Source organism: Streptococcus sp. NSJ-72, assembly GCF_014334035.1.
Classification (GTDB): domain Bacteria; phylum Bacillota; class Bacilli; order Lactobacillales; family Streptococcaceae; genus Streptococcus; species Streptococcus constellatus.
The window spans coordinates 1,394,012-1,407,586 of record NZ_CP060489.1 but is presented as its reverse complement, the minus strand read 5'-3'; the positions used below and the strand labels follow the sequence as shown (position 1 = coordinate 1,407,586).

17 protein-coding genes and 1 other annotated feature are annotated in these 13,575 nt (G+C 38.4%); of the genes, 13 read left to right on the top strand and 4 right to left on the bottom strand.

Annotated elements, in window-relative coordinates:
• Positions 1-69 precede the first annotated feature (69 nt).
• The 6 genes from cdaA (at position 70) to H8787_RS06855 (ending at position 5,574) form a co-directional block, all read left to right on the top strand.
• Positions 70-927, top strand: a complete 858-nt coding sequence (cdaA, locus tag H8787_RS06880; protein WP_003068760.1) for a diadenylate cyclase CdaA — start codon at positions 70-72, stop codon at positions 925-927.
• Positions 914-1,642 carry a YbbR-like domain-containing protein gene (locus H8787_RS06875; RefSeq protein ID WP_049481033.1) on the top strand — a complete coding sequence of 243 codons (729 nt, stop codon included), beginning with the start codon at positions 914-916 and terminating at the stop codon, positions 1,640-1,642. The genes cdaA and H8787_RS06875 overlap by 14 nt, the downstream gene beginning before the upstream one ends.
• Positions 1,643-1,666: 24 nt before the next feature.
• Positions 1,667-3,019 carry a phosphoglucosamine mutase gene (gene glmM / locus H8787_RS06870; protein ID WP_187327743.1) on the top strand — a complete coding sequence of 451 codons (1,353 nt, stop codon included), beginning with the start codon at positions 1,667-1,669 and terminating at the stop codon, positions 3,017-3,019.
• Between the two features lie 106 nt (positions 3,020-3,125).
• On the top strand, positions 3,126-3,776 hold the full coding sequence (serB, locus tag H8787_RS06865; RefSeq protein WP_187327742.1) for a phosphoserine phosphatase SerB: 651 nt from the start codon (positions 3,126-3,128) through the stop codon (positions 3,774-3,776).
• 3 nt (positions 3,777-3,779) lie between these two features.
• Positions 3,780-4,892, top strand: a complete 1,113-nt coding sequence (locus H8787_RS06860) for a glycerate kinase (protein ID WP_187327741.1) — start codon at positions 3,780-3,782, stop codon at positions 4,890-4,892.
• Positions 4,893-5,079: 187 nt separating this feature from the next.
• Positions 5,080-5,574: an EbsA family protein gene (locus H8787_RS06855; protein WP_006270717.1), complete on the top strand. Its 495-nt coding sequence runs from the start codon at positions 5,080-5,082 to the stop codon at positions 5,572-5,574.
• On the opposite strand, the gene H8787_RS06850 is transcribed toward H8787_RS06855, so the two are convergent.
• The gene (locus H8787_RS06850) at positions 5,561-5,758 is read right to left on the bottom strand and encodes a ferredoxin (protein ID WP_102989258.1); all 198 of its coding nucleotides are present in this window, start codon (positions 5,756-5,758) and stop codon (positions 5,561-5,563) included. The genes H8787_RS06855 and H8787_RS06850 overlap by 14 nt on opposite strands.
• Positions 5,759-5,803: 45 nt before the next feature.
• Between H8787_RS06850 and H8787_RS06845 the strand changes: the two genes are divergently transcribed.
• From H8787_RS06845 to rplT, 5 genes are all read left to right on the top strand, one after another.
• Positions 5,804-6,256, top strand: coding sequence for an SAG1386/EF1546 family surface-associated protein (locus tag H8787_RS06845; protein ID WP_049477168.1), 453 nt, complete (start codon positions 5,804-5,806; stop codon positions 6,254-6,256).
• Positions 6,257-6,265: 9 nt separating this feature from the next.
• Entirely contained in the window at positions 6,266-6,943 is a 678-nt protein-coding gene (gene cmk, locus H8787_RS06840; protein ID WP_039677182.1) for a (d)CMP kinase, read from the top strand.
• Between the two features lie 26 nt (positions 6,944-6,969).
• Positions 6,970-7,099, top strand: a sequence feature (ribosomal protein L20 leader region).
• A 15-nt stretch (positions 7,100-7,114) separates the two neighbouring features.
• The gene (infC, locus tag H8787_RS06835; protein WP_003025051.1) at positions 7,115-7,645 is read left to right on the top strand and encodes a translation initiation factor IF-3; all 531 of its coding nucleotides are present in this window, start codon (positions 7,115-7,117) and stop codon (positions 7,643-7,645) included.
• Between the two features lie 33 nt (positions 7,646-7,678).
• The gene (gene rpmI / locus H8787_RS06830; RefSeq protein WP_003025048.1) at positions 7,679-7,879 is read left to right on the top strand and encodes a 50S ribosomal protein L35; all 201 of its coding nucleotides are present in this window, start codon (positions 7,679-7,681) and stop codon (positions 7,877-7,879) included.
• A 46-nt stretch (positions 7,880-7,925) separates the two neighbouring features.
• The gene (gene rplT / locus H8787_RS06825; RefSeq protein WP_000124830.1) at positions 7,926-8,285 is read left to right on the top strand and encodes a 50S ribosomal protein L20; all 360 of its coding nucleotides are present in this window, start codon (positions 7,926-7,928) and stop codon (positions 8,283-8,285) included.
• Positions 8,286-8,759: 474 nt separating this feature from the next.
• Here rplT and H8787_RS06820 read toward each other — a convergent pair whose 3' ends face one another.
• Together H8787_RS06820 and H8787_RS06815 are read right to left on the bottom strand one after the other, a co-directional pair.
• The gene (locus H8787_RS06820) at positions 8,760-9,845 is read right to left on the bottom strand and encodes a DEAD/DEAH box helicase (RefSeq protein WP_187327740.1); all 1,086 of its coding nucleotides are present in this window, start codon (positions 9,843-9,845) and stop codon (positions 8,760-8,762) included.
• On the bottom strand, positions 9,832-10,821 hold the full coding sequence (locus H8787_RS06815; protein ID WP_187327739.1) for a Gfo/Idh/MocA family protein: 990 nt from the start codon (positions 10,819-10,821) through the stop codon (positions 9,832-9,834). The genes H8787_RS06820 and H8787_RS06815 overlap by 14 nt, the downstream gene beginning before the upstream one ends.
• A gap of 104 nt (positions 10,822-10,925) precedes the next feature.
• Between H8787_RS06815 and udk the strand changes: the two genes are divergently transcribed.
• Complete coding sequence (udk, locus tag H8787_RS06810) at positions 10,926-11,561, top strand: uridine kinase (protein WP_003068781.1); 636 nt, start codon at positions 10,926-10,928, stop codon at positions 11,559-11,561.
• A 39-nt stretch (positions 11,562-11,600) separates the two neighbouring features.
• On the top strand, positions 11,601-12,281 hold the full coding sequence (locus H8787_RS06805; RefSeq protein ID WP_006270713.1) for a YoaK family protein: 681 nt from the start codon (positions 11,601-11,603) through the stop codon (positions 12,279-12,281).
• 53 nt (positions 12,282-12,334) lie between these two features.
• Here H8787_RS06805 and pepT read toward each other — a convergent pair whose 3' ends face one another.
• Positions 12,335-13,558, bottom strand: coding sequence for a peptidase T (gene pepT, locus H8787_RS06800; protein ID WP_187327738.1), 1,224 nt, complete (start codon positions 13,556-13,558; stop codon positions 12,335-12,337).
• Positions 13,559-13,575 lie beyond the last annotated feature (17 nt).

Below are 13,575 nucleotides of genomic sequence, written 5' to 3'. Positions count from 1 at the left end.
GAAAAATATCTTGAAAAGTGATATAATAATTAAGAATGTTTTTAGGTTGAGAAAGAGAGGACACTGGAAATGAATTTTCAGCAATTGTCCAATCTCCAATATTGGTCTAGTTTATTTTCTAGTCCTTGGAGTATTGTCATCAATATCATCGATATTGCACTAGTTGCTTGGATTTTATTTTATTTTACAAAAGCAATCGCTGGCACTAAGATTATGATTCTCGTTCGAGGGGTTTTAATTTTTGTACTGGCTCAGATTCTTGCCAATGCAATTGGTTTAACAACGGTTTCTTGGTTAATCAATCAAGTCATTACCTATGGAGTTATTGCGGCTGTTGTGATTTTTACACCTGAGATTCGTACAGGTCTGGAAAGGCTGGGGCGTGCAACAGATTTGTTTTCGACAGCACCGATTAGCTCAGAGGAAAAAATGGTGCAGGCATTCGTAAAAGCAGTGAATTATATGAGTCCTCGGAAAATTGGGGCTCTCGTTGCTATCCAAGGAAGCAGAACCTTGCAAGAATATATCGCAACAGGGATTCCTTTGGATGCTGATGTGTCAGGTGAGTTGTTAATCAATATTTTCATTCCGAATACACCGTTGCATGACGGAGCTGTTATTGTAAGAGATAATAAAATAGCCGTTTCTTGTGCTTATCTTCCGCTTACAGAAAACACAGGAATTTCTAAGGAATTTGGAACGCGCCACCGTGCTGCAATCGGTCTTTCAGAAGTGTCAGATGCCCTTACTTTTGTAGTTTCGGAGGAAACGGGAGGTATTTCAATCACACATAACGGAGTTTTTAAACACGATCTGACCTTAGAAGAATTTGAAGCAGAATTGCGGAAAGTGCTGATTTCAGATGAACAACCAAAATCACCATTTAAAAATCGTGTGCTAGGAGGTTGGAAACATGAAAAATCGTAAGCAGATTTGGTATATCGTTTCTTCCATCTTTTTTGCTGCTATTTTATTTATTTATGCAACAGCGACAAATTACCAAAATAACTCAAGTGCTAGACAAACTACGTCTGAAACGTACACGAATGCCTTACCTAGTGTCCCAATTGATATTAAATACAATAGTGAAAAGTATTTTATTAGTGGTTTTGCGTCCGAAGTATCAGTAGTGTTAACGGGTTCCAATCGTGTGACACTTGCTAGTGAGATGCAAGAAAGTACTCGAAAGTTTAAAGTTGTAGCGGATTTAACAAAAGCTACGGAAGGAACAAGAGAGGTACCTTTAGCTATTAAAAATTTACCAAGTGGGTTGACTGCGACTGTTACACCGGCTAAGATTACGGTGAAGATCGGTAAGAAGGCAAGTAAAACATTTGAAGTTAAAACAACGATTAGTTCTGCTCAGTTGGCAGATGGTTTAACGGTTGATCGGGTAAGTATTGCTGATAATAAAGTAACAGTCACAAGTGATGAAGATACTTTAGAAAAAGTTGATCATGTAGAAGCAGCTCTTCCCACAAGTGAAAAAATTTCGAACAATTATACCGGAACTGTGCCTTTGCAAGCGGTTGATGCTAGCGGAACAGTATTGCCGAGTGTGATTACCCCTTATGAGACAACGATAAAAATTACAGTAAAATCATCAAGCTCGTCTTCAAGTTCGACGAGCTCATCCAAATAAAAGTATTGAAAGGATTTTAAAAAAATGGGAAAATATTTCGGAACGGACGGAGTTCGTGGAGAAGCAAATGTGGAATTAACGCCAGAATTGGCGTTTAAATTAGGGCGATTTGGTGGCTATGTATTGAGCCAACATGAGAAAGATGTGCCGCGCGTCTTTGTAGGACGTGACACACGTATTTCAGGAGAAATGCTGGAAAGTGCATTAATAGCAGGACTTTTATCGGTTGGAATCCGTGTTTACAAGCTTGGGGTTATCGCAACACCAGGTGTGGCTTATCTGGTGAAGTCAGAAAAAGCAAGTGCTGGGGTCATGATTTCAGCTAGCCATAATCCTGCACTTGACAACGGTATTAAATTTTTCGGCGGAGATGGTTATAAGCTAGATGATGATCGCGAGTTAGAAATTGAAGCACTTCTTGATGCTAAAGAAGACAATTTACCACGTCCAAGTGCGGAAGGATTAGGGACCCTGATGGATTATCCAGAAGGGCTACGCAAATATCAGCAGTATCTCGTATCGACTGGTCTTGATTTAGACGGAATGAAAGTTGCTCTGGATACAGCGAACGGTGCCGCTTCAACAAGTGCTCGCCAGGTGTTTGCCGATTTGGGAGCTAGATTGACAGTCATCGGAGAAAATCCAGATGGGTTGAATATCAATTTAAATGTAGGTTCTACACATCCTGAAAAATTGCAAGAAACAGTTCGTGAATCAGGCTCAGCACTTGGTTTGGCATTTGATGGAGATAGTGATCGCTTGATTGCGGTAGATGAAAATGGTGAGATTGTTGATGGTGATAAAATCATGTACATCATTGGGAAATATCTCTCTGGAAAAGGTTTACTAGCCCAAAATACAATCGTAACAACTGTTATGTCAAACCTAGGTTTCCATAAAGCTTTGGATCGTGAAGGTATTAATAAAGTGATTACAGCTGTTGGTGACCGTTATGTCGTAGAAGAAATGCGCAAATCGGGTTACAATCTTGGTGGTGAGCAATCAGGGCATGTCATTATCATGGATTATAATACGACGGGTGACGGTCAGCTGACAGCCGTTCAATTGACAAAAGTAATGAGAGAAACAGGTAAAACTTTATCTGAATTAGCTTCAAAAGTGACTATTTATCCGCAAAAATTGGTTAATATCCGTGTTGAAAATACTATGAAGGACAAGGCCGTGGAAGTTCCTGCTATTAAAGCTGTGATTGAAAAAATGGAAGAAGAAATGGCTGGAAATGGTCGTATTCTTGTTCGTCCAAGCGGAACAGAGCCTCTTTTACGAGTCATGGCGGAAGCACCAAGTCATGAGGAAGTCGATTATTACGTTAATACAATTGCAGATATTGTACGCGCTGAAATTGGTATTGAATAAAGTAAAAAGTCTCTGTTTATTATATAGGCAGAGATTTTTTACTTTATATTGTAGTTTGTTTTGTCAAGCAAATTTTTATATATTCAAAAATGTATGAGGGAATAATATGAGAGCCACAGGATTATTGGTAATGGATGTGGATAGTACTTTGGTGAAAGAAGAAGTAATTGATTTACTAGGGGCTGAAGTAGGAGTTGGTGAGCAGGTTGCAGCTATTACAAAATGTGCCATGCAAGGAAAATATGATTTTGAAGCGGCTCTGCTAGAGCGTGTGACCCTGCTTAAAGGACTCCCTGAGGCCATTTTTAAACAAGTTTCTAAGAAAATTCATTTTACCAAAGGGGCTCGACAGTTGATAGAAGAAATGCATCAGCGTGGTTATAAGGTTGGTATTGTATCAGGTGGATTTCATGAAATAGTAGATGAATTAGCATTGAAGTTGGACATAGATTATGTAAAAGCTAATCACTTGGAAGTAAAAGATGGCCAGCTGACAGGTAGGGTTTTAGGGACAGTTGTCACAAAAGAAGTCAAAAAAGCAATGCTAAAGCAATGGGCAGAGGAAAACAACTTGACTCTTGCTCAAACCATTGCTGTAGGAGATGGTGCTAATGACCTTCCAATGATATTAACAGCAGGAATTGGGATTGCTTTTAATGCCAAGTCTATTGTGAGAGAGCAAGCACCTTATCAAATCGATCAAGCTGACTTATATCAAGTTGTAAGCCTTTTAGAAAAGATAGAAAGTGAGGACTAGGTCATGCATATTTTAATTGCACCGGACTCTTTTAAAGAAAGTTTATCAGCTCAAAGCGTTGCAGAGGCTATAAAAGCAGGTTTTTCCAAGGCGCTCCCGGAAGCAACATTTGACTTGCTACCCATTGGAGATGGTGGTGAAGGAACAGTTGCTGCTTTAGCCGCCTCAATGAAATTATCCGAATATGAAAGAACAGTAACCGGACCATTCGGCGAGCCGGTTACGATGAAATATGCTCGAAAAGGCGATATAGCTCTCTTTGAAATAGCTGATTTGGTTGGGTTGGCGAATATCCCGTCAGAAAAAAGAAACCCTTTGACTCTTGATACCAGAGGATTAGGAGAGTTAATTTTGTATCTCGCCAAAGAAGGTGTGAGGCAAATTTATATTGGCGTAGGTGGTTCGGCTACCAATGATGGTGGAATTGGAATGGCAGCTGGATTGGGCTATGAATTTTTTGATAAGGATAATCACTTGCTCCAAGCAAAGGGTTCGTCTTTAGACCGTGTGGCTCGCATTTCAGCGGATAAAGTTCCTGCAATTTTAGGAAATTTGGATATTCAGATTCTGACAGATGTTATGAATCCTCTCTGTGGTGAAAACGGAGCTACATACGTTTTTGGAGGTCAAAAAGGCTTGCCTGATTTGTTATTTTCTCAAGTAGATCAAGCTATGGCAACGTTTTATAAACAGGCGAATCCAACAATCTTTTCATTGGCTGGTGCCGGTGCTGGAGGAGGTATGGCCGCAGGGCTGGTGACATTTGCACATGGAAAAATTGTATCAGGAATTGATACTTGTCTCAACTTGCTCGATTTTGATAATCGTGTCAAAAAGGCTGATTTAGTGATTGTGGGTGAAGGTCGAATGGATCAGCAAAGTCTGTCAGGTAAAGCCCCTATTGGAGTAGCAAGGAGAACGCCAATCAATATTCCTGTAATTGCTATTTGTGGTAGTCTAAGGAATGACTTACCGGATTTCCCAGTAGAGAATATTCAGGCTGCTTTTCCAATCATTTCTCAAGTCGAACCTTTAGTTATTACTTTAGATAGGGCAGAAGAAAACCTCGTCCGAACAGCACAAAATATCGGAAATTTATTGAGAATGAAAATATGATATTTAATTTTTTTCTAAAAATCGGAAAGATGATGCAGATGACTTGCTTGAAAAGTATAAAAGTCATTGCAAAAGTAGAGGTTTGTATAGAACGATATCTTGATTTCCTAATTTTTTTCTTTGTTATCCAATCTCACTCCCATTTTTCTTTTTTTTATGATAAACTAGTAGAAGAGGAGGTGCAAGCATGATAAAGATTTTTGGTCAGTTGCGTTATCATTGGCAACCAGATCTTTCTCTTCTAATCATCTATTGGTCTTTATCGGTCATTCCGATTTTTATAGGTTTTGCATTTTTATTTGAGAGTTCAGAAGTTCCGTTTTTAGTCCTTTTCTCTTTCTTTTTGTTCATGGTATTGTTGGGAATTGGCATACATCGATATTTTACGATATATGACGACGGGATTTTAAGGATTACTACAGCAAATCCATTTACACCTTCAAAGATAGAAATTTCAACGATTCGTAAGATAGAGGTAACAAAGACCTCTATTACTCTCTTCTTTGATGGCAAAGAAAAAGGCCGTACGTTTTGTATGCGCAAGTGGCCTAAGAAATATTTTGTAAATGCTTTGGCTTTGAATGACCATTTTAAAGGGGAAGTTGAATTAGTGGATAATTTAACCCATGTAGACTATTTTGAACTATATTATGCTCAACCTAAAAAGACTACTCTTTCATAAGAGCTTTTGTAGGACAATTTTTGATCGCTTCAATAATATCAGGTGTTTCGGGAACTTCCGTTTCCAGAAGCTCATCATCTTGATAAAATTTGACAATACCATTATCATGGTAATCAAATAAGTCAGAATAGGTTTGACAAAGACCACAAGCAATGCATCGTTCAGGAATGAGTGTAACTTTCATACTCATATTGTAATCGGAATTTGGAAAAAATACAAGGAGGAAGTCATGGCAAAGGAACCATGGGAAGAAGATATTTATGACAAGGGAGAAAAAGAATTGGCGAGAAGCAAAAAAATGAACGGTGTAGTAGCTAATCGTGTGTTGACGATTTTAGCTGTTATTTTTTTCGTTATAGTGATTGTAATGGTAGGAATGATGATTTATTTGTCTACTGGCGGAAGTAGTAAGAAGGCAGCAACGGAGGGCTTTTATAATGCTGCAAAAACTACTAGTAAATCAAGTGAAAGTTCTAGTGCTCCCGCTTCTTCTAAAGCAGCAAGTGATAGCAGTCAGCCGCAATCATCTGAAGGAACGATTACCGTTCAGGCTGGAGAAGGAGAAGCTGCCATTGCTGCGCGTGCGGGGATTTCAATTGCAGAATTAGAGCGTTTAAATCCGTCTCACATGACAACAGGTGCGTGGTACGCTAATCCAGGTGATGTAGTAAAAATTCGATAGGAGTGCCGAATGAAACAGATTCAAATTGCTATTGATGGCCCAGCTTCAAGTGGAAAGTCAACAGTTGCAAAAATTATTGCAAAAGATTTCGATTACACTTACTTGGATACAGGTGCGATGTATCGTGCAGCGACTTACTTAGCTTTACAAAATGATTTATCGGCGGAAAAGTGGTCTGAAATTGTTGCGCTATTAGATACTTATCCTGTTAGTTTTGGACGTGGTAAAGATGGAGAGCAACTCGTTTTTGTTGGAGATGTAGATGTGACGCATCCGATTCGAGAAAATGAAGTCACTAACAATGTTTCTTGGGTGTCTGCAATTCCAGAAGTACGAGAAAAGTTGGTTGATTTACAACGAGAAATTGCCACTCAAGGTGGTATTGTTATGGATGGGCGTGACATTGGAACAGTTGTTTTGCCTCATGCAGAGTTAAAAATTTTTCTTGTAGCCTCAGTTGAGGAAAGAGCTCAACGCCGCTATAAAGAAAACCTTGAAAAAGGTATTCCAACTGATTTGGAAACCCTCAAAAAAGAAATTTCAGATCGTGATTATAAGGACAGTCACCGTTCAGTTTCTCCTTTAAAACCAGCAGATGATGCTATTCATTTTGATACGACGGGTGTCGGAATTATTGAAGTTGTGAATTTTATCAAAGAAAAAGCTAAAAAAATCCTTGACAAATAATCCGAAACTTGTTATCATATAAAAGTTGAGAAAAGCAGAAGTGAGAACTTCTCGCCTTGCGACTAACGTTGTCTGGCTCTACGGATTAAGTTTCAGGAATGAAATACTATCATGTAGTGCGGACTTGCGTTAGCAAGTCCGCTCTTGTTTTTCTCTAAAAATAAAAAAGAGGTGAAAACCATAGCAAAACAAGACTTATTCATCAATGATGAAATTCGTGTACGTGAAGTTCGTTTGATCGGTCTTGATGGTGAGCAATTGGGCATTAAACCACTTAGCGAAGCGCAAGCGATTGCTGACGATGCAAATGTGGATCTTGTTCTGATTCAACCACAAGCTAAACCGCCTGTTGCAAAAATTATGGACTATGGAAAGTTCAAGTTTGAGTATCAGAAAAAACAAAAAGAGCAACGCAAAAAACAAAGTGTTGTTACTGTGAAAGAAGTTCGTCTTAGTCCAACTATTGACAAAGGTGACTTTGATACAAAACTTCGTAATGCACGCAAGTTCCTTGAAAAAGGAAATAAAGTGAAGGTTTCTATTCGCTTTAAAGGGCGGATGATTACTCACAAAGAAATCGGAGCGAAAGTATTAGCCGACTTTGCTCAAGCAACGCAGGATATTGCGATTATTGAACAAAGAGCTAAGATGGATGGACGTCAAATGTTCATGCAGTTAGCGCCAATCCCTGACAAAAAGTAATCTGTTAGAAGTTAAAAAAAGGAGAAAAATATCATGCCAAAACAAAAAACACACCGCGCATCAGCTAAACGTTTCAAACGTACAGGTTCTGGTGGCTTGAAACGTTTCCGTGCTTACACTTCTCACCGTTTCCACGGAAAAACTAAAAAACAACGTCGTCATCTTCGTAAAGCAGCAATGGTGCATTCAGGAGATTTCAAACGTATCAAAGCAATGCTGACAGGTCTTAAATAAGAGATTTTGCAGTAGATTATTCTAGGAAATATTGGAGGAAATATAAATGGCACGTGTTAAAGGTGGCGTTGTATCACGCAAACGTCGTAAACGTATTTTAAAATTAGCTAAAGGTTACTATGGTGCAAAACATATCTTGTTCCGTACAGCAAAAGAACAAGTAATGAACTCTTACTACTATGCATACCGTGACCGTCGTCAAAAGAAACGCGATTTCCGTAAATTGTGGATTACACGTATCAATGCGGCAGCTCGTCTCAACGGACTTTCATATTCACAATTGATGCATGGTTTGAAATTGGCTGAAATCGAAGTAAACCGTAAAATGTTGGCTGATTTAGCAGTTAACGATGCAGCAGCTTTCACAGCGCTTGCAGATGCAGCTAAAGCAAAGTTAGGTAAATAATAATTACAAAGCTGAGATATTTATCCCAGCTTTTTAATATAGTGTTGTGGTGTAGAAATTAGATTTGATAATGAAGAAAAAATAATATATGGAATCAACCAAAGATTGAGCAATAAAAAATCATGATGGTCTTATGAAAGGAAAGACAATGAAGAAATTAATAAACAGTAGATTCGTTTAAGTGCCATCAAGGAGTAACATTGTCAAAAGTATTAGTCACCTATTCTGATAACGAAAACAGATAAGAGATTGGCAGGAGAGTTTAGATAATGGAAAAACAGGATGTGATTTATTAAAAACATTGATAAGTATTGTAGATTGATTTAAAAATTTTCAAGTATTTTAATGTTATAAATAATAAAAAACTGGGATAATGAACACTGCATCCCAAAAGTTAATTTTTTATGTCTAACTTTTGGGGTGCAGTTCAAATGAACTAAAAGATTTAATATTTTTTAGTTCTAAACCAGTTTTCTATTTCACATAGAGTTCACGGTCTTTTAAGATAATTTCTTGGATGTGAGCATATTTTTTAAGTGTTTTTAATTCTTCTGGGTGGCTGATGAATGTAATGACAGATCCTTTTTTGCCCATGCGGCCAGTTCGTCCAGCGCGGTGTGTATAGGTTTCAAGGTCACGAGGTAAGTCGTAGTTGATGACACATTCAAGAGAATCAATGTCAATTCCTCTAGCTACCAAGTCAGTAGCAAGCAAGAGTGTAAGCTCGTCGTTTTTAAATTGCTCCAAGATAATCTTACGGAATTTAATGTTGACATCACTAGCCAAGGACACAGCCTGAATATGACGATATTGCAACTTCTCCTCAGCACTTCCTAAGTCTGAGAGGGCATTGAAAAAGACAAGCGCACGAAATTTTGAAACTTGAGCTAGCTTACGCAAGCATTCAACTTTGTCGCGCTGTTTAACTTGCATATAAAAATGACGAATATTATCAAGTTGTTGATTGTCTAGTTTGATTTGAAGAGTATTTTCAGCAAGTTTATCCTGCTCAAATTTAGCAGTAGCACTCATATAAATCAATTGATGTTCACGAGGTACATAGTGAATAATTTTGTCAACAAAGTGATATTGTGAATCACTAAGCAATTGATCAAATTCATCCAGAATGATTGTATCAACAGTCATCATTTTGATTTTTTTTAGTTTAATCAGTTCAAAAATGCGTCCTGGCGTCCCGATGAGAATTTCAGGGCCTTTTTTTAACCGTTCAATTTGTCGTTTTTGGCTGGAGCCAGATAGAAAGAGCTGAGCTGTTAAGCCAAGTAGTTCAGCCCATGTTTTGGTGACGTCGAAAATTTGTCCAGCTAGCTCAGTATTGGGAGCCAAGATAAGTAATTGCTGGGATTTCTTAGGCTTTAGTTTTAGAAGACTAGGAAAAAGATAGGCAAGTGTTTTTCCAGTTCCGGTAGGGCTTATCCCAAGGACATTTTCACCGTCTGTAATAGGTTGAAAGAGTTGTTCTTGAATGGGAGTTAAATGCTCAAAGCCAAGTTTGGTAAGTTGATTTTGCCAACTTTGAGGGAAATTAGTTGTTGTCATGATCAGCCTCAAATCTAATACCGGCATCTTGTCGCATGCTAAACAGAGTTTTATGCATGGCAGCAGCAGCGTCTAGCCAGTTTTGGTAAATTTCTTGTTTTATCTCACCGCTCAATACTTGAGCGAATCGTTTGGCTTCTTCTGCCATGGTGTGAGAAGAGCGCACAATTTCAAGAGTCTTTTTCTTTTTATTTAAATCTTGAAAAACAGCCGAAGTAATGAATTCAATCGAATTTAAGGTCAGTGTACCGTCTGTTGTATAAATTTCAGCAGGGAAAAAACTATTGATATTTTTTCCGGTTTGGATAGTCACTTGAAATTCTGGATAGATTAAGCTTCCTACTCCATTTAGATCGACAGTACTTGGTAATTGCTGAGCGGTGTAATAGGCATTTTCTGGTGCTCCAAAAAGTCGTATGGCTGCATAGACAGGATAAATGCCTAAGTCCATTAGAGCACCGCCTGAAAACTTAGCAGAAAAGACGTTTGGCTCTTGTCCAGCTAACAGAGCTGGCATTTTGGAAGAATACTTCGCATAGGTGAAATGTGCCCCAAGAATCGTTTTGTTTTTGAGAAAATCTGAAATGACATCAAATGATTGCTCATGATAGTTACGAGCTGCTTCAAAAATGTATACATGCTGTTCTTGAGCTAATGTTACCAATTCAGCCCATTCTTCTGGGCGTGAGACAGCAGGTTTTTCTACAATTACATGTTTGCTTGCTGAAATAGCAGCTTTTGCTTGTGGGAAATGCAGAGAATTAGGGCTTGCAATATAGACAATGTCTATATCATTAGTTAAAAAATTAGCCATATCTGTGTAGCAATCTACATTTTTGTAATAACTGGCAAATGCTTGAGCAGCATGTATCGTCCGTGAATATACCGCAGTCAGTTGATAGTCTTTTGTCGAATGAGCAGCCTTGACAAATTGGTGAACAATGTCTCCAGTTCCAATCGTTCCGAGTTTTAACATCGTTTTCTCCTTATTTTTTATTTTGTCATTTATTTTGATTTACCTCTTTCATTATATCATGATTTGTTGTAAAATAGATAAGATGATAAAAAATGGAGTGAATAATGCAAAATAGACCGATTATTATTGGCGTGACTGGTGGATCTGGTGGTGGTAAGACGAGTGTTTCGAGAGCTATTCTATCAAATTTTCCAAATGAAAAGATTGCTATGATTGAGCATGATTCTTATTATAAGGACCAATCTCATTTGACATTTGAAGAACGAATCAAGACCAACTATGACCATCCTTTTGCTTTTGATACAGATTTGATGATTGCGCAAATCAAGGAGTTGTTGGCAGGGCGTCCAGTAGATATTCCGACTTATGATTATACAGCTCATACGCGTAGTGATAGAACGTATCGTCAAGATCCGCAAGATGTCTTCATTGTAGAAGGGATTCTGGTTTTAGAGGACAAACGCTTACGTGATTTAATGGACATTAAGATTTTTGTGGATACAGATGATGATGTTCGGATCATTCGCAGGATTAAGCGAGATATGGATGAACGTGGTCGTAGTTTAGATAGTGTCATTGAGCAATATTTAGGTGTGGTAAAGCCTATGTATCATCAATTTATCGAGCCTACCAAGCGCTATGCGGATGTAATTATTCCAGAAGGAGCTTCTAACACAGTGGCGATTGATCTGATTACAACGAAAATTGAAAAAATCTTGCAGGAAGCAAGAGAGTCATAGAAAGGAAGTCTAGTGAGGAAGTGCTAGACTTTTTAGATAATGATGATAAAAAGTATAAAAAGGAAAAGGAAGTTTCATTCGCGCTCGAAATTTTTTGCCTGTCTGCTGACTTTTTGTGCGGGATTTATTGACGCTTATACATTTATTGAAAGAGGCGGGACATTGGTTGCGGGTCAAACAGGAAACGTTGTGTTCTTGTCAGTTGAGTTGATTCATCATGAGACAGGAGAAATAGAAGTGAAGTTGGCAACGATGCTGGCTTTTATGTTAGGCATTTTTGTGTTAACCATTTTCAAAAATAGCTTTGAAAATTCTTTATGGCGCTTGTCCAGCATTCTCCCACTGATTTTGTTTTGTGGGCTTACAGGATTTCTACCAGCAACCGTGTCTAATCTTTTCATTGTTCCGCCGATTGGTTTTTGTATGGGGTTGGTGGCAACGGCTTTTGGTGAAGTGGATGGCATTGTCTACAATAATTCCTTTATGACGGGCAATATCAAAAAAACAATGGTAGCCTTTGGTACTTATGTGCGTACAAAAGAAAAAACTTGCTTAACGGAAGGCATTTTCTTCGTGGCTTTATTAGGAAGTTTTGTGATAGGAGCGATTATTTCTACTTATTTGATACAATTTTATTTGTTGAAAACAATCTGGCTCGTGGCTATTATTTTGCTAGCATTTTTGAACTTTAGAATGGTGCAATACATTCGCAGAAGATAAAAAACTTTAACTCTACATAATGAGAGCTAAAGTTTTTTCTATTTGCCTGGGAGCTACTCGTCTCTGTAGGAAACAATACCAATAATAGTATCAACGGCACGTTCCATTGTTTGCAGACTGACGTATTCAAAGCGTCCATGCATGTTTTCGCCGCCGGCAAAGATATTTGGTGTCGGAATACCCATAAAGGAAATCTTTGAGCCGTCTGTTCCGCCACGAATAGGCTCGATAATCGGTTTGATGTCAAGTTTTTCCATAACAGCCTTTGCAATATTGATAGGTGTCATGTCTTTTTCAATGACTTGGCGCATATTGTAGTATTGATCTTTCAGTTCTAAATGAACCCGTTCACCATGTTTTTCATTCATCTTATTAGTAATGGAGCGCATGAGTTCTTTGCGTTTTTCAAAGGTTACTGCATCAAAGTCACGAATGATATAACTTGCTTTTGCTTCCTCAACAGTTCCTTCTACATTCATAAGATGATAGAATCCTTCGTAGCCATCTGTTAGTTCAGGGCGGTCACCATTTGGTAATTGATTATGAAAGTCAATAGCTAATTGCAGAGCATTGATCATTTGTCCTTTTGCTGTTCCGGGATGGACATTGCGTCCTTGGAAAGTGATTTCTGCACTAGCTGCAGAGAAAGTTTCAAATTGAAGTTCTCCGAGAGGTCCACCGTCAACCGTATAAGCGAAATCTACATCGAAATCTATCGCATCAAACTTGTCAGCTCCGACACCAATTTCTTCATCCGGCCCAAAACCAACTCGAATTTCGCCGTGTTTGATTTCTGGGTGACCTGCTAGATATTCAATTGCTGTCATAATTTCAGCAATACCTGATTTATCATCAGATCCAAGAAGAGTCGTTCCATCGGTTGTAATCAAGGTTTGTCCTTTGTATTTTTTCAAACTAGCAAAATCAGCAGGGTCAAGATTAAAACCAGACTGCCCAAGCGGAATCACTTCACCATCATAATTTTCAATAATTTGTGGATTGACACCTTCTGCGTTGAAATCTGCGGTGTCCATGTGAGAAATAAGACCGATTTTGCGCGTGAAACTTGGGTCATTTGCAGGAAGAGTACCGATGGCGTAGCCGTTAGGTAAGTAGTAAACATTTTCCAAGCCGACCCGCTTCATCTCAGGGATAAGGATATTAGTCGCAAAGTCCACCTGACTTTTGGTGCTGGGAGTAGTAGTGGAGGTCTCGTCTGAGCGTGTATTGACTTTAACATAAGTCAGAAAACGGTTTAAAAGATTAGGGTATTTCATAAGTTCTCCTTTTTGCA